Source organism: Neisseria sp. P0008.S010 (assembly GCF_051962715.1).
Lineage (GTDB): Bacteria > Pseudomonadota > Gammaproteobacteria > Burkholderiales > Neisseriaceae > Neisseria > Neisseria elongata.
This window is the reverse complement of the sequence record NZ_JBQCVA010000004.1, coordinates 49,800-66,566: the sequence shown is the minus strand read 5'-3', so window position 1 is coordinate 66,566 and position 16,767 is coordinate 49,800. Positions and strand designations below refer to the sequence as shown.

The following is a 16,767-nucleotide window of genomic DNA, read 5'->3' as shown; positions in this document are numbered from 1 at the left end:
CTTGTGCGGTTTGCTGGAAGAAGGTGCTCATGAGAAATCCCCTAAATGTTCTGGTGGGAATTTAGGGGATTTTGGGGAATTTTGCAAAGATTTCAGGCCGGCAGTTTCCGCAGCACGGGGCGCGGTGCTGGAGAAGGCGGCATCAAACGCAATTTCCCGTTTCCCCATCCTGCATCCCAGAGCCGAAGCCGCAGCCCGTCCTTCGTCAGTCAGCGGCGAATCGCTCCATCCCTGCAGGCGGCCGATGGTATTGAAAACGGTTTTGCCGTGTCTTACCAGATAAACTTCCAGCATCGTATCTTCCTTAATGAACACATTTATTCAGTCTTGAAGCCGATTGGGCATCATAACAGCAGAGAGGCCGTCTGAAAAAATAAAACTGCTTTCAGACGGCCTTTCCATTAAAATAGGGCGGTATTATCCGAAAGAAGCAAAAATTATGGCAAAACAACCGAGCGGCCTCGGACGCGGCCTCGATTCCCTTTTGTCCGGCAGCATAGAAGACGGCCGAGGCGAACGACTAACCACGGTGGCCGTAGGCGACATCAAGCCCGGCCGTTACCAACCTCGCGTGCAGATGGATGACGAAGCGTTGCAGGAATTGGCGGAGTCCATCAAAGCCCAAGGCGTTATTCAGCCGGTTATCGTGCGCGAGCACGGATTGTCGCAATACGAACTGATCGCCGGAGAACGCCGCTGGCGCGCCAGCCAATTGGCCGGGCTGACCGAGATTCCCGTCGTCGTCAAAAACATCAGCGACGAAACCGCGCTGGCAATGGGTTTGATTGAAAACCTGCAACGGGAAAACCTCAACCCAATTGAAGAAGCACGCGGCCTGAAGCGTCTCGCCGACGAATTCAGCCTGACGCACGAAACCATTGCCAAAGCCGTCGGCAAAAGCCGCAGTGCGATTTCCAATACCCTCCGCCTGCTGGCCTTGCCGGAACCGGTTCAGGAGCTGCTTTACCGCCGCCACTTGGAGATGGGGCATGCCCGCGCATTGCTGACACTACCGGTAGTTGATCAGTTGGAATTGGCTCAGAAAGCGGTTAAAAACAGTTGGTCGGTACGCGAAGTTGAGCGCCGCAGCCAGTTGGCGCAACAGGCAAAAAAAAGCAGTACCGAGAAAACCGTTCATCCCGATATCCGGCGGTTGAATGAAACATTAACGGCCGAGTTGGGCGTGAGTGCCGAAGTCAAAAGCAGTAACGGTCGAAAAGGTAAAATCGTCCTGCATTTTGACAATCCGGAAACCTTAGATGCACTGTTAAAACGGTTAGGTGTGCCGTTTGATTGAATACGCAGCAAATTAGAGTCGGAGTTGAAGCAATAAATCACCGGAAATACCTGTCAAACAAGCAGAAAATGAAACAATGGCATGGATGAAGGCCGAATTATCTTTAAATGCGGCAGACACCTTGTCATTTTGCTAAGAACTGTTAAAAATGGCCGTAAAGCCGAATGGGAGGTTTAAAAACGTAACTTTCTATAACGGTTGCATCGGCAGGTTATAAAATTATTTCACGAAAATTAACCTGTTTGCTTGACGGAAAACGGGGCATTCATTATAGTAGTGCGGCCTATCCTGACTCTTGCTGTGTGCCCTAATGGTAAAAATTCTTTATCTCCAACTTGCCGTGTTATTGGTAGTGGTTGCATTGAGCGGGTTGATAGCGGGGTCGCCTGCCGCATGGTCGGCGGCTGCCGGAGGGGTGAGTTATGTTTTACCTTCTGCTGTTACGGTTCTGTTCTTAAATATTTTCCGCAGTATGCCGCAATATGCCGGTTATGCTTTTATTTTCGGAGAAGGTTTAAGAATAGTGCTGGCACTGGTTTTAATGGTGGCATTCTTTGCCCTATATCACCAGGAGTTGCGGTTTATACCGTTTCTTTTAGGCTTGTTAGCCACCAGTCATGTGATTTTTTTTATTTTTTGGAAAGCAAAATATCATGTCAAGCGCAAGTGAAACCGTGACTGCTGCCGACTATATCAAACACCATCTGCAAAGTTTGACCAGTTTGTCCGATGTGACGAAAGGCCAAGGTTTGCAGAATATTGCCGATTTCTCTTATATCAACTTGGATGCCATATTTTTTGCCGTTGTTTTAGGTGCTTTGGGTTGCTTCCTGTTGCGCAGGGCGGCTGTAACGGCTACTGCCGGCGTTCCCGGCCGCTTTCAGGCTGCGGTCGAGCTGTTGTATGAATTTGTTGATGATATGTGCAAAGGCATTATTCATAATGCAGAATCACGCAAGGTTGTCGCGCCTTTGGGTTTAACCCTTTTTGTATGGATTTTCCTAATGAATGCCATGGATTTGTTGCCGGTTGATTTGTTACCTGTGGCATGGCAAGGCATTACCGGTGATCATCATGCATTGTTACGTTCAGTTCCAACCGCTGATTTAAATACATCGTTGGCCTTGGCAATTGGTGTTTTGTGTGTCTGCATTTACTACAACATTAAAATCAAAGGTGGTAAAGGATGGGTGCATGAGCTGTTTACAGCACCATTCGGTCCGTTTTTGGCTCCGGCCAACTTTTTGTTGAATATTTTGGAATTTTTATCCAAAACCGTTTCTCATGGTATGCGGTTGTTTGGCAATATGTATGCAGGTGAGCTGGTATTTTTGCTGATTGCTTTGCTTGGAGGTGCTTGGGCTGCTGGTGGGCATTTTAGTTTAATGGATCCCGTCTTGTTTTTGTTCCATATTATTGCGGGGGCAGCTTGGGCCATATTCCACATTTTGATTATTACCTTACAGGCTTTTATCTTCATGGCATTGGCATTCGTTTATATTGGTCAGGCACATGATGCGCACTAAGCATTGTGTAATGGTTAAAGGTTTTATGTTCTAAAGTTTGAAGTTTTAGTTTTGGTTGTTTAGTCGTAGTTTTAACTTTTGTTTTATTTAAGGAGTGTAAAATGGGTTTGATTGCTATTGCTTGCGGTTTGATCGTGGCATTGGGTGCATTGGGTGCCTCTATTGGTATCGCAATGGTTGGTTCTAAATATTTGGAATCCTCTGCTCGTCAGCCTGAATTGATTGGCCCGCTGCAGACCAAGCTGTTTTTGATTGCAGGTCTGATTGATGCGGCATTCTTGATTGGTGTAGCTATTGCTCTGCTGTTCGCCTTCGTTAATCCGTTTGTTAAGTAATCAGGGAAATTCTTATTCTGTATGAGCAGAATAGAAAGATTGCATGATTAACTTTATATACGAAGGTTAAGTAATGAATTTAAATGCAACCTTAAGTGCGCAGTTAATCGTCTTTTTAATTTTGGTTTGGTTCACAATGAAATATGTGTGGCCTCCGATTGCTAAGGCGCTTGATGAGCGCGCTGACAAAATCGCAGAAGGTTTGGCTGCGGCTGAACGCGGGAAGAGTGATTTTGAACAGGCTGAAAAGAAAGTTGCAGAACTCTTGGCCGATGGTCGCAATCAGGCTACCGAACTGGTGGCGAATGCGGAAAAACGTGCGGCGCAAATTGTAGAGGAAGCAAAGAATCAGGCTTCTGTTGAGGCTGCCCGTATCGCGGCTCAAGCAAAATCAGATGTAGAGCAGGAAACTAACCGTGCACGCGAAGCATTGCGTGAGCAAGTTGCTGCTTTAGCTGTAAAAGGTGCTGAAGCCATTTTGCGAAGTGAGGTTAATGCTGCCAAACATGCTGATTTGCTTGCTAACCTGAAGCAGGAGCTGTAGCTTATGGCTGAGTTCGCAACTATTGCCAGACCTTATGCAAAGGCATTATTTGAACTGGCGAACGAAAAACATCAAATTGAATCTTGGTTGAGTGGGTTGAAGGAATTAGCATGGTCGGTAGCTCAGGCTCGTGTTGCTGCGCTGATTGAGGATACCCGAACTAATAGCAAGGAAAAGGCTGATTTTTTACTCAAATTGCTTACTGATGAGCAGGTTGCGGGAGACAAAACTTTTCGTAATTTTGTTTATGTAGTGGCAGATGAGAAGCGGCTTTTGGTTTTACCTGAAATTTATGTTCAATATCAAGATTTAGTTTTATCGCGTAATAATACCAAGAAGGCGGTCATTTACAGTGCATTCGAATTTGCCAGCGAAGGGCAAAAGGCCAAAATCGTAGCAGATTTGGAGCAACATTTTAATACCCGGTTAGAAGCTGTTTTTAATGTTGAGCCTAGCTTAATCGCCGGAATTAAGGTGGAAGTGGATGATCAGGTATTGGATCTGTCTATACAGGGTAAATTGCAAAAACTGTATACGGCAATGACGAATTAGGAGAGTTTTCATGCAGCTTAATCCTGCTGAAATCAGCGAATTATTGAAAGCCAAAATCGAAAACTTAGACACAAAGCAAGAGATACATACTCGAGGTACGGTAATTTCCGTTACTGATGGTATTGTGCGAGTGCATGGCTTGTCAGACGTAATGCAAGGTGAAATGCTTGAATTTCCGAATAATACGTTTGGTCTGGCAATGAACTTGGAGCGCGATTCGGTTGGTGCTGTTGTGTTGGGTGAATATGAGCACATCAAAGAAGGAGATGAGGTTAAATGTACTGGCCGCATCTTGGAAGTGCCGATTGGCCGCGAATTGGTGGGTCGTGTAGTAAATGCACTGGGGCAGCCAATTGATGGTAAAGGTCCTATTGATACAAAACTGACAGCACCTATTGAGAAAATTGCGCCAGGTGTAATTGCTCGTCAATCAGTTGACCAACCTATGCAGACAGGCGTGAAAGCTATTGACTCAATGGTACCCATTGGTCGAGGGCAGCGTGAGTTGATTATTGGTGACCGTCAGACGGGTAAAACAGCTGTTGCATTGGATGCAATCGTCAATCAAAAAGGGACTGGCGTTGTTTGCATTTATGTAGCAGTAGGTCAAAAAGCATCTTCTATTGCGAACGTAGTTCGTAAATTAGAGGAGTATGGCGCAATGGAGCATACAATTGTAGTTGCGGCAACGGCTTCTGAAGCTGCGGCATTACAATTTATTGCGCCTTATGCAGGCTGTACTATGGGTGAGTTTTTCCGAGATAGAGGAGAAGATGCTTTAATTGTATATGATGATTTGTCTAAACAAGCTGTAGCTTATCGTCAAATTTCTTTATTATTGCGTCGTCCACCCGGTCGCGAAGCGTATCCTGGCGATGTGTTCTATTTGCACAGCCGCCTGTTGGAACGCGCTGCCCGTATCAATGCTGATGAAGTTGAAAAGCTGACTGGTGGTGAGGTAAAAGGTAAAACAGGTTCTTTAACTGCACTGCCAATTATTGAGACTCAAGCCGGTGACGTTTCAGCGTTTGTTCCGACTAATGTAATTTCAATTACTGATGGTCAAATTTTCTTAGAAACTGATTTGTTTAACTCAGGTATCCGTCCTGCCATTAATGCAGGTATTTCCGTCTCCCGTGTTGGTGGTGCTGCCCAGACTAAAGTTATTAAAAAATTAGGCGGTGGTATCCGTTTAGCTTTGGCGCAATATCGAGAGCTGGCAGCCTTCTCTCAATTTGCATCTGATTTAGATGAAGCCACACGCAAGCAGTTGCAGCATGGTGAGGTAGTTACTGAATTGATGAAACAAAAGCAGTTCAGTACATTAAATACAGCTGAGATGGCTTTGACCCTATGGGCTATTAATGAAGGTTCATACGGAGATGTTCCTGTTTCTAACGCATTATCTTTTGAAGCTGAGTTCTTGAGTTATGTGCGTACTCAATATCCAAAAGTTTTAGAAAGCATCAATGAAACAGGTGCTATGTCTGATGATAATGAAAAAGCCTTAACAGAAGCGATGAAGTCTTTCAAGGCGTCTTATGCACATACGGCATAAGCGATAAAGAAAGGAGTCTAGAATGGCTGTTGGGAAAGAGATTCTCACCAAAATTCGTAGTGTTCAGAATACACAGAAGATCACTAAAGCGATGCAAATGGTGTCAACCTCTAAGATGCGTAAGACTCAGGAACGGATGCGTTTAGCGCGTCCGTATGCTGATAAAGTGCGTTTGGTAATGGGCCATTTGGCACAAACACAAGAAAACCACGGTATTAAATTATTGAGCGAGCGCTGTAAGATACGTCGCGCTGGTTTTATTTTAATTACTACAGATAAGGGTTTATGTGGCGGGCTAAATGCGAATGTGCTAAAGAAATTTTTAGCACAAATGCAAGATTACCAGGAACGTGGTATTGAGACTGATGTAGTTTGTATCGGTAGTAAAGGTTTAGCTACTTGCCAGCGCATTGGGTTAAATGTAATTGCCAGCGTAGTAAATTTAGGTGATACGCCTAGGTTAGAATTGTTGGTCGGTTCATTGACAGAGCTGTTTAAGCGGTACGAACAGAACGAAATTGATATTATTCATATTGTTTATTCTGGTTTCGTAAATACTATGCGCCAAGAGCCTCGAATGGAAGTATTACTCCCTATTGGGCGGAATACTTTGGAGGCAGCTCAAGTCGAAGGTCGGGGATATAATTGGGATTACCGTTATGAACCTACACCTATTGCTGTATTGGAATACCTAGTTCGTCGTTATTTGGAATCTGTGGTTTATCAGGCGTTAAGCGATAATATGGCTTCAGAGCAGGCCGCACGTATGGTAGCCATGAAAGCTGCTACAGATAATGCAGGTAATGCAATTAAGGAGCTGCGTTTGGTGTACAATAAATCGCGCCAAGCGGCTATTACTACAGAATTGTCAGAAATTGTTGCAGGTGCAGCGGCTGTATAGCTTGCTGATTTGCATTTAGAAATTAGGATGCGATAATGAGCCAAGGCAAAATCGTACAAATCATCGGTGCTGTAGTGGATGTGGAATTCCCACGTGACGCTATCCCGCATGTTTTTGATGCATTAAAATTAGTTGAAAATGACCTAACCTTAGAAGTTCAACAACTTTTAGGGGATGGTATAGTGCGTACTATTGCGATGGGTAGTTCAGATGGATTAAAGCGTGGTATGGCTGTGAATAATACTGGGGCTCCGATTACTGTTCCTGTTGGCCGTGAAACTTTGGGTCGTATTATGGATGTATTGGGTAATCCGGTTGATGAGGCAGGTCCGGTAAATGCATCCAATACACGTGCGATCCATCAAGAAGCTCCTAAGTTTGATGAGCTTTCTTCAACAACGGAATTATTAGAAACAGGTATTAAGGTTATCGACTTGTTATGTCCGTTTGCCAAAGGTGGTAAAGTGGGTCTGTTCGGTGGAGCAGGTGTAGGCAAAACCGTAAATATGATGGAGTTGATTAACAACATTGCCAAGGCACATAGCGGTTTGTCTGTGTTCGCAGGTGTGGGTGAACGTACTCGTGAAGGTAATGACTTCTACCACGAGATGAAAGATTCCAACGTATTAGACAAAGTGGCAATGGTTTACGGTCAGATGAACGAGCCTCCAGGCAACCGTCTGCGCGTTGCTTTGACCGGTTTGACTATGGCCGAATACTTCCGTGACGAAAAAGACGAAAATGGTAAAGGTCGAGACGTATTGTTCTTCGTTGATAATATCTACCGTTACACTCTGGCCGGTACCGAAGTATCTGCATTGTTGGGCCGTATGCCTTCAGCCGTGGGTTATCAACCGACATTGGCTGAAGAAATGGGTCGTTTGCAAGAGCGTATTACTTCTACCCAAACAGGCTCTATTACTTCCATCCAAGCTGTATATGTACCTGCGGATGACTTGACTGACCCGTCTCCAGCAACAACTTTCGCCCACTTGGACGCAACCGTCGTATTGAGTCGTGATATTGCATCTTTAGGTATTTACCCTGCAGTTGACCCGCTTGACTCTACTTCACGCCAACTGGATCCGATGGTATTGGGTCAAGAGCACTATGACGTAGCCCGAGGCGTACAATCTACTCTGCAAAAATACAAAGAATTGCGCGATATTATTGCCATTCTTGGTATGGATGAATTGTCAGACGAAGACAAACTGACCGTGATGCGTGCACGTAAGATCCAGCGCTTCCTGTCGCAACCGTTCCACGTTGCCGAAGTATTTACTGGTTCTCCTGGTAAGTATGTGCCGTTACGAGATACTATTGCCGGCTTCAAAGCTATCTTGAGTGGCGAATATGATCATCTTCCTGAACAGGCGTTCTACATGGTAGGTGGCATTGAAGAAGCTGCTGAGAAAGCAAAAACTTTAAACTGATAGGAGGCTGGCATGGATGTCATGCGAGTTGAAGTGGTAAGTAACGAATATAACATCTATTCAGGCGAGGCCAGCTTTGTTGTGGTTCCGACTGTTCAGGGTGAGCTCGGTATTTATCCGCGACATGAGCCGATTATGAGTTTGGTACGGCCAGGTGCATTACGGCTGCAAATTCCAGGTGAAAAAGAAGAGGTTTTGGTGGCAGTTTCAGGCGGCGTTTTGGAGGTTCAACCTGATAAATTGACCGTATTGGCTGACATAGCTGTCCGTAGTAGTGAAATGGATCAAGCCCGTGCCGAAGAAGCGAAGAAAGCAGCGGAGGCAGGTATTGCCAAGGCTACGGACGACGAAGCTTTGGCCAAGGCGCATAGTGCGTTGGCTGCTGCTCTTGCGGAACTCAAAACTCTCGACTATATTCGTTCAAGAAAACATCAATAGTCTATTTATTAGATTGAATAAAAGCACGGCTTGCCGTGCTTTTATTCAATTCTATAATTATCAATTTATTGATTTAAAATAAAATTTATTTATATTTATAGGTTGGGCTAGATTAGTTTCAAAGATTTAAGTACTGCAAAAAATAAATATCAAAGACTGGCCAAGATTTTATTGGGATAAGAAGAAGGAAAGATTAAATGAACACCTTCGGAATTCATTTCAATTGCAGATAATTGAGTGATAGAACAACCGAGGTAGCTTTTAATGGCTTAGTTTAATGGTGATGTTGCTCTGTTCTAATAAAATTAAACTTGATAAAGCAAAAAGTTTTTATCTCTTTGAGGTTAGTCGGATATACAAACTGTCTGAATAAGGAAAAAATTATGGGAAAAATATTATGTTTTACTGTGGGTCTGTTGCTGTCGGCATGCGCGATTATGCCAAGCAGTGAGGCGCTAAATGGTGAATGGTTGCCGGAAGAAATTGGCGGAAGTCCGTTTACTGCCCAAGCGAGTTTGACATTTGACGGCACACAGCAGTTGCTCAGCAGTTATGCCGGATGCAATCGGCTGACAACTCGTTATAGTGCCGACAATGGGAAATTGGATTTCGGTTATACGTCCTCTACGAGGATGGCTTGTGATCCGGAACATAGCGAGGCAGAGCATAAAATCAGCCAAGTGTTTGTTCAGGCTGAGAGGTTTGGGATTCAAGACGGAAAGTTGTTGATTAAAGACGGGCAGGGGAATGTCCTATTGCGCGCTGTAAAATCGTCTTAAACATTTGTTTACAAGAATATGGCGGTAATGCATAACCTCATGGTGCAGTCGTTTTGAATGACCATGAGGTCGTCTGAAAATCGAAAACGGTAAAATTGGCAAACGGCGGTTGGATGCTTGTTATCTTACTTTGCCGAATTTGGTCCAAACATATTTTCAGACGGCCTTCCAATCAAATCCGTCGAATGACGGGCGGCTTGCAAATAGGCGGTCAGCGGATGTCCGCAGTCCAACATACCCAGTCGATGGAATAAATCGGCTGTGACCAAAACGGAATCGTTCATCATTTCTCCATTGCACATCGCCAATGCAGCTTCTTCCGCAGGCATTAAAGCAAACGACGCCACTTCACCGTCTTGATTTTGCGGTATTACCTCATTCGGCAGTATCGCGTCGAAAATATGCAAATATTCGCGGTGCAATCCGCGCGATACCTGATGCAGGCTGATGCAGCGTCCGGTGTATTGCAAGCGGTTAAGAACCGCATCCGTCAGCCCGGCCTCTTCGCGGCCTTCCCGTTTTGCCGCTTCCCATATCTGTTCTCCAGCCGAAATACCGCCGCCTACCAACGTGTCCAACTTGTTGGGATCGACGGCCTTATGCGGGCTGCGGCGGGCAATCCAAAAACGCAGGCCTTCTTCCGTAACCGCCAAACCGTTGATATGGATCGCATGGCTATATAGGCCGAGCGGGCGGAAGACAGAACGTTCGAGGGCAAAGAGGATGTGCCTGCCATCGGCCGACCAGACGTCAAAACGTTCGTTGCGCCACCCGCCGAAAAGGCCAGCATCATGCCAGCGGCGGGCAAGCTGTTCCAACTGCCGGCCCATTTCCCTCCAATTATCCGCAACCAGATGCAGGCCGTCTGAATCTTCGTGTAGAGGATTAGGCCAATCCTGAATCAGATGTTTTCGCCAAACCTCATTCATAAAACCCAATGCCAATCCGTTCAACCGCAGCGGCAACCAATCTTCGGCATGGTAGCGGAAGGCCGTTTGCAGGGCAGAAAGCAATCCGTCCTGTAGGGCCGTGGGCAATGGAGGTATTGAGGGGTAGGGCAGGTGCATGGCAATCCTTATTCGCCGATGATCGGACGTGTAGGCAGATAAATGTCGAAACGGGTGGACTTGCCGCTGTATTGATAGGCAGGCGTGCATTGCGCCAGCAAGGCGCCCAACCGAGGCCGCTTGACCACAATGCGTTTCGTTGCAACATCACGGGCGGCAGCCAACAACTCGGCATCGTCGGTGTTTTGTGCCGAACCGAGTAATTGGTGGAAATAAGCCATTTCCTTTTTGACGGCAGCCGATTTTTGCCGTTCGGGATACATGGGATCGAGATAGACGACATCGGGTCGCCCTGCTGCCAAATCTGACAGCAGCCGCACCGCATCACCGTAATGCAGCGTCATCCGTTCCGCAATGGCAGAGGTTTCTTCAGCAGCCCGTGCCCGTCTGAGGCCGTCTGAAAGCAGGCAGGCGACAACCGGATGACGTTCGATAATTGAAACCGGCAAACCTTGTGCCGCCAAAACGAAGGCATCGCGCCCCAAACCGCCTGTGGCGTCGATAACCGACGGGCAGGCCGTATGGTTTACCGCCTTTGCAATCAGCTCGCCGCCGCCTTTCAAACGGCGGTATTGCGCGCCGCCGCCGACAAAATCCACCCGCACACGCCCCTTTTCTCCCGCTTTGCACAAACTGATGCCTTCACTATCCGCATATAGGTAGAGGCCGTCTGAAGGAGGATGGTCATATATGGAGATGCCGTATCCGCTGATTTCAGCCAGATTGTCGTCAGATGCGCCGTCTGCGGCATAACAGAAAAAATTCATGATTTCCTTCCTTTGAGCCTGATAGGGCGAAGTGATGGGAAAGTACGGGATAGGCCGTCTGAAAAAGCGGAAATGCAGATGTAGAACGGTTGATGCTGATTATCTCATCGGTACGAATTCAACTTTCAACGTATCGCGATGCACATAAATATTGTAGTCCCCATCAGGTGTGCCGCGATAGTGCCTATTTTCTCCCCGTAATGAAAAATTGAACCAGATAATATCGGGCTTTGTGATATTTTCAGAATAAGTTATCAGATAGTTATTCAGATCCAGTCCTTTTTCCTTCATTGCCTGCATGGCCAAAAACAAAGGGTAGGAAAGGTCTTTTTGAATGGTGAAACCTTTTTCCGGCGTGTAGTCTTGGCTTTTCTGGATATTGCTTTTTGCATGGGCGGGGAATGATACGCCGACGATGGTGAAAAGAAGGAATAAGATTTTTTCATGAGGTGAAACCGATTATCGTGGATGGCAAACGGCGGATTCCCAGCCGAAAACCTGTGGAATCTGCCGTTTGCAGTGGCTGCCCTTAAGGCCGCAGTTTCGTTTAGCGTTTGGCAAAGCCCTGTTTGCGCAGATAGTCCAGCATGAAGGGGCGTACCGGCCGACCCAGGGTGTTGCGCACTTGTTTCGCCCAATCCAAATCTTTGCCGCTGCGTTCGTGGTAGTAGGTTTTGACGGTTTCGTTGTAGTCTTCCAAAACGGTTTTTGCCGCCGGACGGTAGCGGTTTTCCGATACCAGAGTTTCTAACGGCAGGCGCGGGCGTTGCAATGGGTCTTGGTCGGGATGGCCGAGGCACACGCCGAACAGTGGGACAACATGTTCGGGCAGGCCGAGCAGTTCGCCGACGCGGGCGATGTCATTGCGGATGCTGCCGATATACACCGCGCCCAAGCCCAGTGATTCGGCAGTCAGCACCATGTTTTGCGCCATAATGCCCGCATCGATTGCGCCGATTAGTAAAACCTCGGTCCAATCGGTTTGCACCGCATCGTCCAGCGCGTGATGGCGGGCGGCGTCGATGCAGAAAACCAGAAATTCGGCGCAGTGTTCGACATAGGCGTGTCCCGCACCGCCCTCGGCGGCGCAAACCGCGCGCAATTCTTTGCGGACGGCGATGTCGGTTACGCGGATGATGCTGCCGTTTTGCAGGTAGCTGGATGTGGACGACGCGCGGGCCGCCTCCAAAACGGCAGACAGCATTTCGTCGGAAACGGGTTCGGCGGTAAAGCGGCGGATGGAACGGTGCGCCAGTGCGGTTTGCAGGGCGGGACGGCTGTTCAAAGTCATGGCTTGCTCCTCGTCAGATAGATAGGGAAGGGGATTGTAACAGAATAGGCCGCCGCCCCGCCGAAGAGGCCGTCTGAAACACCGCCGGAATATGTTTTCAGACGGCCTCAACCTGCCCGAGGGCAGGCTTGATATACATTAAAATTTTATCCGCCCGTGCCCACGATGGCCGCTTTTTTTGTTATCCTTGCCCAGTCTTGCAAAAGTGGAATGAAAAATGCGGCTTATTACGGCATGCCGCAACTTTCCGCACGAATTCACCTATTTTATTGAGGAGCAGTGAAGATGAACCGGTATTCGGATATTGTCGTCGTCGGCGCAGGGCCGGCGGGATTGAGTTTCGCACGCACCCTGGCCGACAGCGGCCTGCGGATTACCATAGTGGAAAAAAGCCCGCTCGAAAGCATTTCCAACCCGGCCTACGACGGCCGCGAAATCGCCCTGACCCACCTCTCAAAAGAGATTATGGAACGCCTGGGCATGTGGCAGCGCGTACCCGAAAACGAAATTTACCCGCTCCGTGATGCGAAAGTTTGGAACGGCTCCTCTTCCTACCAACTCCATTTCCCGCAGCCTACACAGGCGCGCGGCGGTGCGACCGACCGCTTGGGCAACCTGATTTCCAACCACAACATCCGCAAAGCCGCTTACGATGCAGTGGCCGAACAAGACAACGTTACCCTGCTGGCAGGTGTGGGCGTGAAAGAAGCCCGCACCGATGCCGACGGCGCGTATATTACATTGGATAATGGCGAAGAACTGACTGCCCGCCTGCTGGTGGCCGCAGACAGCCGTTTTTCGCAAACCCGCCGCCAAATCGGCATTTCTGCCGACATGCACGACTTCGGCCGCACCGTCATCGTCTGCCGCTTCAAACACGAAATATCCAACTGCCACACCGCTGTCGAATTTTTCCAATACGGCCGCACCCTTGCCCTGCTGCCGCTGGAAGAGCACCTGACTAACTGCGTCATCACCATAGACAGCGACAAAGCGGGCGCGCTGCTTGCCATGTCGCCCGAAGAATTGGCCGCCGATTTGGAAAAACAACTGAAAAACAAACTCGGCAAAATGGAAAAAGCCGGTACCCTGCACACCTACCCGCTGGTGGGCGTGCACGCCGGCCGCTTCTGCACCACCCGCGCCGCCCTTATCGGAGATGCCGCAGTCGGCATGCACCCCGTAACCGCCCATGGTTTCAACCTCGGCTTGGAAAGTGCCGACATCTTGGGCAAACTCGTCATGCAGGCGGCGCAAAACGGACAAGACATCGGCGCAAGCTCCCTCTTGGAACGCTACGATGCCAAACACCAGCTCCACACCCGCCCGCTCTATCACGGCACCAACGCGATGGTCAAACTCTTCACCAACGAAGCCGTACCGGCCAAACTGCTGCGCAACCTCGTCCTACGCGTCAGCAACAACCTGCCGCCGGTGAAAAAATTGATTACCCGCCAGCTTACCGGCTGATTTGAAATGAATGAGGCCGTCTGAAACAATCTTTTCAGACGGCCTAATATTATTTGGACAGTATTCCTAATGATCCGAAAGGAAAAAGAAATGTTGCCGACACGTCTCGCCGCCCTCTGTCTGACCGCCGCCCTATGCGCCTGCGGCGGCACACCAACCGAAACCCCATCCCAACCGGAAAAACCGGCCGCAGCCCCGGCCTCGGAAGTATCTGCTTCCCCTGCCGCGCTGTCTGAAAACACCGCTGCCGCCTCATGGAAAACGGCCGCCGAATTCCGCGCGCCCAACGGTTTGCGCTACCTCTATGTCGTCATCGATACCCCCGCAACACGCGATGACCTGATTGCGGTTGCGGGCGACATACACCGCAAAGAACCCGATGCATGGCTGTTTTTATTGGATGCCGAAGAAAAAATACCTGAAATGCTGGCAGCTAACCGTAGCGGCGATATGTCTTCCTTCCCGGCCGAATGGGTCAAACAACATTTGTCGGGCAGCACGTCGCTGATGTTGATGCCTGACGGAAAACGCCGATGGGCCGTGTTCGAAGGCCAATCGCGCAGCGAGCCGATTGCCGAACTGCCCTGCATAGAAGGACAGGGGATGTGTACCGATTAGGTTTGTGTCAGCCTCGAACAAATTCTGCCGTATCCACCGAAAAGGCCGTCTGAAAACATATTTTCAGACGGCCTTCCCCTATCCCCTCAAATCAATCCGGCCTGCTTCAACTCGTTTTTTAGATAAGCATAATAAACCGGCGCGATGATGATGCCGCCGATGCCGAAAATCCGCTCGAACACCACCATTACCAGTAGTAATTCCCACGCACTCGATTCGATTTCCGAACCGATAATCTTCGCATTCAAAAAATACTCCAGCTTGTGCACCACCACCAAAAACATCAGCGAGGCCGCCGCCACATACAGCGACGCACCCAAGCTCAAAATAATAATCACCGTATTGGATACCAGATTGCCCGCCACCGGCACCAGCCCCACCACAAACGCAATCACCAAAACAGTGAGGCGGAAGGGCAGCTCCACTCCGAACGCGGGCAGAATCAGATAAAGGTACACGGCGGTAAAGGCCGTATCAATCAGAGAAATCTTCACCTGCGCGATAAACACACGCTCGAAGCTGCTTTGGAAATTGACGATGCGCCGCACCAGCTCCGCCTTGAAGGGTGGCATCCGGCGGCGTTTCATACGGGCGTTTAGACGGTGGAAACTGAGCAGCGCGCCGACAATCACACCGATGATGATGTAAACAAACACCGTCAGACTGTTTTTACTGATGCGCGTCAGCGTATCGCCATACTCCTTCAGCAGCCTGGCCGCCGCCGTTTTGATTTCGGCCAGATTGTTCGGCAGCATATTGGCCACCGATGCCGGCAGGTCGGCACTGTTTTTCGTATCCTCGATAATCGCCGCCAGCTTGCCCATCATCACCGCGATATGGCCGCCTTGAATCAAGTGGTACACGCCGAAAGCCATCAGCACAATCGCCAGCAACACCAAGCCTATGGTCAGCGTGGCCGACAACAGATTGACATTATGCGCGTTCAGCGAGCGGCGCAGGAAGGCATTGCGCCGAAACAGCCGGCGGCGGAACCACAAAATCAGGCCGTTGGTGCGGGTAATGAAGATATAGGTCAGAATAACCGACAGCAGCAGCGGCAGGAAATGAAAATGCAGCACGGCCAACAGTGCGGCGGCAGTGAGAAAATAGGACACCGTGCGGAGTTTCGGCGTATCGGCGGGAATGCGGGTCGTCATATCAATCTTTTCGTTGGGAATACAGTCAGGCCCGGCCATGCGGGCGGGCGGGCATTATACCGCGTACGAGCCGTCTGAAAGCAGGGCGGACGGCCGAGTTTTCAGACGGCCTCTTTCTCACGCGGCCAAAACGGTTGTTGCCAAACAGTTTTATTATGTATATGATAACGAACATCGTGCCGGTGTAGCTCAGTCGGTAGAGCAGCGCATTCGTAACGCGAAGGTCGGGGGTTCGATTCCCTTCTCCGGCACCATTTCTACCGATAAAAGGCCGTCTGAAAATGGTTTTCAGACGGCCTTTATTCTTCCCGCCGACAGGCATACAATCAAAAATGCAGTACCTTTCATTGATTCAATACAAGGAGACAGTTATGCGCGGCATAAAATCAGTTGCATTGTTGTGTACTTTGGCATTGGGTGCGCCGGCGTTTTCGGCGGGTTTGACCAAAACGCTGCCGGGCGATTTGACGACGGCTCAGGCGCAGGCGGTGGTGCAGGCTTCGATGAAAAAGGCGCGTGAAATCAAGGTGCCGATGAATATCGCGGTCATGGACGCGGGCGGTAATTTGAAGGCGTTTGCGCGTATGGACGACGCGTTTATCGGCAGCATCGATATTGCGCAGAAAAAGGCGAAAACGGCACGCTATTTCAATATGTCCACCCGTGATTTGGGCAAGGCTTCTCAGCCGGGCGGCGAGCTTTACGGTATTGAGGTGACCAACGACGGTTTGGTGATTTTTGCCGGCGGTGTGCTGTTGGTAGATAAAAACGGTGTTATCGTCGGCAGCGTCGGCGTGAGCGGCGGCTCGGTTGATGAAGACGAAAGCGTCGCGAAAGCAGGTGCGGCGGTATTGTCTGAAAGATAGGCCGTACCCGTCGAAGCAAAGTCTTGGAGGCCGTCTGAAAACCGTTCCGATATGGTTTTCAGACGGCCTGTTTTACGGCAAATCGCTGAATAATCCAGCAAAATCAGGTATAATCGCGCCTTATTTTGCCGTTTGTGCCGGCCGTGCTTTTTCAGACGGCCTCAGCGG

General features: G+C 49.0%; 19 protein-coding genes and 1 tRNA gene. 15 read left to right on the top strand and 5 right to left on the bottom strand.

Annotated features, from left to right (window positions below):
• Positions 1-27: 27 nt before the first annotated feature.
• Positions 28-294 (bottom strand): phosphoglycerate mutase family protein, encoded by a 267-nt coding sequence (locus ACTHSL_RS02505; RefSeq protein WP_440380210.1) that lies wholly within the window; start codon positions 292-294, stop codon positions 28-30.
• Positions 295-439: 145 nt separating this feature from the next.
• Here ACTHSL_RS02505 and ACTHSL_RS02500 point away from each other — a divergent pair, with 145 nt between their 5' ends.
• The 11 genes from ACTHSL_RS02500 to ACTHSL_RS02450 all read left to right on the top strand — a co-directional run bounded on the left by ACTHSL_RS02500 (position 440) and on the right by ACTHSL_RS02450 (position 9,363).
• On the top strand, positions 440-1,297 hold the full coding sequence (locus ACTHSL_RS02500; protein ID WP_440380209.1) for a ParB/RepB/Spo0J family partition protein: 858 nt from the start codon (positions 440-442) through the stop codon (positions 1,295-1,297).
• A gap of 310 nt (positions 1,298-1,607) precedes the next feature.
• Positions 1,608-1,967 (top strand): ATP synthase subunit I, encoded by a 360-nt coding sequence (locus tag ACTHSL_RS02495; RefSeq protein WP_041961212.1) that lies wholly within the window; start codon positions 1,608-1,610, stop codon positions 1,965-1,967.
• On the top strand, positions 1,951-2,823 hold the full coding sequence (gene atpB, locus ACTHSL_RS02490; protein WP_440380208.1) for a F0F1 ATP synthase subunit A: 873 nt from the start codon (positions 1,951-1,953) through the stop codon (positions 2,821-2,823). Before ACTHSL_RS02495 ends, atpB begins: the two co-directional genes overlap by 17 nt.
• A gap of 101 nt (positions 2,824-2,924) precedes the next feature.
• Positions 2,925-3,158, top strand: a complete 234-nt coding sequence (gene atpE, locus ACTHSL_RS02485) for a F0F1 ATP synthase subunit C (RefSeq protein WP_003770218.1) — start codon at positions 2,925-2,927, stop codon at positions 3,156-3,158.
• Between the two features lie 73 nt (positions 3,159-3,231).
• Positions 3,232-3,702 carry a F0F1 ATP synthase subunit B gene (locus tag ACTHSL_RS02480; protein WP_440380207.1) on the top strand — a complete coding sequence of 157 codons (471 nt, stop codon included), beginning with the start codon at positions 3,232-3,234 and terminating at the stop codon, positions 3,700-3,702.
• 3 nt (positions 3,703-3,705) lie between these two features.
• The gene (locus ACTHSL_RS02475) at positions 3,706-4,254 is read left to right on the top strand and encodes a F0F1 ATP synthase subunit delta (protein ID WP_440380206.1); all 549 of its coding nucleotides are present in this window, start codon (positions 3,706-3,708) and stop codon (positions 4,252-4,254) included.
• A gap of 10 nt (positions 4,255-4,264) precedes the next feature.
• Positions 4,265-5,812, top strand: a complete 1,548-nt coding sequence (atpA, locus tag ACTHSL_RS02470) for a F0F1 ATP synthase subunit alpha (RefSeq protein WP_074894742.1) — start codon at positions 4,265-4,267, stop codon at positions 5,810-5,812.
• A 22-nt stretch (positions 5,813-5,834) separates the two neighbouring features.
• Positions 5,835-6,713 (top strand): F0F1 ATP synthase subunit gamma, encoded by an 879-nt coding sequence (gene atpG, locus ACTHSL_RS02465; RefSeq protein ID WP_440380205.1) that lies wholly within the window; start codon positions 5,835-5,837, stop codon positions 6,711-6,713.
• Positions 6,714-6,748: 35 nt separating this feature from the next.
• Positions 6,749-8,146, top strand: coding sequence for a F0F1 ATP synthase subunit beta (gene atpD, locus ACTHSL_RS02460; protein ID WP_440380204.1), 1,398 nt, complete (start codon positions 6,749-6,751; stop codon positions 8,144-8,146).
• Positions 8,147-8,158: 12 nt separating this feature from the next.
• On the top strand, positions 8,159-8,584 hold the full coding sequence (locus tag ACTHSL_RS02455; protein WP_440380203.1) for a F0F1 ATP synthase subunit epsilon: 426 nt from the start codon (positions 8,159-8,161) through the stop codon (positions 8,582-8,584).
• Between the two features lie 383 nt (positions 8,585-8,967).
• Entirely contained in the window at positions 8,968-9,363 is a 396-nt protein-coding gene (locus tag ACTHSL_RS02450) for an META domain-containing protein (RefSeq protein WP_440380202.1), read from the top strand.
• Between the two features lie 125 nt (positions 9,364-9,488).
• Here the strand turns inward: ACTHSL_RS02450 and ACTHSL_RS02445 are convergent, their stop codons facing one another.
• The 3 genes from ACTHSL_RS02445 to nfsA all read right to left on the bottom strand — a co-directional run bounded on the left by ACTHSL_RS02445 (position 9,489) and on the right by nfsA (position 12,488).
• Entirely contained in the window at positions 9,489-10,430 is a 942-nt protein-coding gene (locus ACTHSL_RS02445) for a DUF4743 domain-containing protein (protein WP_440380201.1), read from the bottom strand.
• Positions 10,431-10,438: 8 nt separating this feature from the next.
• Complete coding sequence (locus ACTHSL_RS02440) at positions 10,439-11,197, bottom strand: class I SAM-dependent methyltransferase (RefSeq protein WP_440380200.1); 759 nt, start codon at positions 11,195-11,197, stop codon at positions 10,439-10,441.
• Between the two features lie 547 nt (positions 11,198-11,744).
• Positions 11,745-12,488: an oxygen-insensitive NADPH nitroreductase gene (gene nfsA / locus ACTHSL_RS02435; protein ID WP_440380199.1), complete on the bottom strand. Its 744-nt coding sequence runs from the start codon at positions 12,486-12,488 to the stop codon at positions 11,745-11,747.
• Positions 12,489-12,773: 285 nt separating this feature from the next.
• Between nfsA and ubiM the strand changes: the two genes are divergently transcribed.
• Both ubiM and ACTHSL_RS02425 read left to right on the top strand, forming a co-directional pair.
• Positions 12,774-13,958, top strand: coding sequence for a 5-demethoxyubiquinol-8 5-hydroxylase UbiM (gene ubiM, locus ACTHSL_RS02430; protein ID WP_440380198.1), 1,185 nt, complete (start codon positions 12,774-12,776; stop codon positions 13,956-13,958).
• A gap of 90 nt (positions 13,959-14,048) precedes the next feature.
• Entirely contained in the window at positions 14,049-14,576 is a 528-nt protein-coding gene (locus tag ACTHSL_RS02425) for a hypothetical protein (protein WP_440380197.1), read from the top strand.
• Positions 14,577-14,662: 86 nt separating this feature from the next.
• Here ACTHSL_RS02425 and ACTHSL_RS02420 read toward each other — a convergent pair whose 3' ends face one another.
• Positions 14,663-15,733, bottom strand: a complete 1,071-nt coding sequence (locus tag ACTHSL_RS02420) for an AI-2E family transporter (protein ID WP_370889891.1) — start codon at positions 15,731-15,733, stop codon at positions 14,663-14,665.
• Between the two features lie 178 nt (positions 15,734-15,911).
• On the opposite strand from ACTHSL_RS02420, the gene ACTHSL_RS02415 reads away from it, so the two are divergent.
• Both ACTHSL_RS02415 and ACTHSL_RS02410 read left to right on the top strand, forming a co-directional pair.
• Positions 15,912-15,987 (top strand) — tRNA-Thr (locus tag ACTHSL_RS02415).
• 117 nt (positions 15,988-16,104) lie between these two features.
• Complete coding sequence (locus tag ACTHSL_RS02410; protein WP_440380196.1) at positions 16,105-16,599, top strand: GlcG/HbpS family heme-binding protein; 495 nt, start codon at positions 16,105-16,107, stop codon at positions 16,597-16,599.
• Positions 16,600-16,767 lie beyond the last annotated feature (168 nt).

Excerpts from the sequence above, each read along its gene's own strand:
- ACTHSL_RS02475 (WP_440380206.1), top strand. The coding sequence starts at position 3,706 with ATGGCTGAGTTCGCAACTATTGCCAGACCTTATGCAAAGGCATTATTT.
- ACTHSL_RS02420 (WP_370889891.1), bottom strand. The coding sequence starts at position 15,733 with ATGACGACCCGCATTCCCGCCGATACGCCGAAACTCCGCACGGTGTCC.
- ACTHSL_RS02495 (WP_041961212.1), top strand. The coding sequence starts at position 1,608 with ATGGTAAAAATTCTTTATCTCCAACTTGCCGTGTTATTGGTAGTGGTT.
- ACTHSL_RS02410 (WP_440380196.1), top strand. The coding sequence starts at position 16,105 with ATGCGCGGCATAAAATCAGTTGCATTGTTGTGTACTTTGGCATTGGGT.
- ACTHSL_RS02450 (WP_440380202.1), top strand. The coding sequence starts at position 8,968 with ATGGGAAAAATATTATGTTTTACTGTGGGTCTGTTGCTGTCGGCATGC.
- ACTHSL_RS02440 (WP_440380200.1), bottom strand. The coding sequence starts at position 11,197 with ATGAATTTTTTCTGTTATGCCGCAGACGGCGCATCTGACGACAATCTG.
- ACTHSL_RS02500 (WP_440380209.1), top strand. The coding sequence starts at position 440 with ATGGCAAAACAACCGAGCGGCCTCGGACGCGGCCTCGATTCCCTTTTG.
- atpB (WP_440380208.1), top strand. The coding sequence starts at position 1,951 with ATGTCAAGCGCAAGTGAAACCGTGACTGCTGCCGACTATATCAAACAC.
- atpA (WP_074894742.1), top strand. The coding sequence starts at position 4,265 with ATGCAGCTTAATCCTGCTGAAATCAGCGAATTATTGAAAGCCAAAATC.
- ACTHSL_RS02505 (WP_440380210.1), bottom strand. The coding sequence starts at position 294 with ATGCTGGAAGTTTATCTGGTAAGACACGGCAAAACCGTTTTCAATACC.
- atpD (WP_440380204.1), top strand. The coding sequence starts at position 6,749 with ATGAGCCAAGGCAAAATCGTACAAATCATCGGTGCTGTAGTGGATGTG.
- atpG (WP_440380205.1), top strand. The coding sequence starts at position 5,835 with ATGGCTGTTGGGAAAGAGATTCTCACCAAAATTCGTAGTGTTCAGAAT.
- nfsA (WP_440380199.1), bottom strand. The coding sequence starts at position 12,488 with ATGACTTTGAACAGCCGTCCCGCCCTGCAAACCGCACTGGCGCACCGT.
- ACTHSL_RS02455 (WP_440380203.1), top strand. The coding sequence starts at position 8,159 with ATGGATGTCATGCGAGTTGAAGTGGTAAGTAACGAATATAACATCTAT.
- ACTHSL_RS02445 (WP_440380201.1), bottom strand. The coding sequence starts at position 10,430 with ATGCACCTGCCCTACCCCTCAATACCTCCATTGCCCACGGCCCTACAG.
- ubiM (WP_440380198.1), top strand. The coding sequence starts at position 12,774 with ATGAACCGGTATTCGGATATTGTCGTCGTCGGCGCAGGGCCGGCGGGA.
- ACTHSL_RS02425 (WP_440380197.1), top strand. The coding sequence starts at position 14,049 with ATGTTGCCGACACGTCTCGCCGCCCTCTGTCTGACCGCCGCCCTATGC.
- atpE (WP_003770218.1), top strand. The coding sequence starts at position 2,925 with ATGGGTTTGATTGCTATTGCTTGCGGTTTGATCGTGGCATTGGGTGCA.
- ACTHSL_RS02480 (WP_440380207.1), top strand. The coding sequence starts at position 3,232 with ATGAATTTAAATGCAACCTTAAGTGCGCAGTTAATCGTCTTTTTAATT.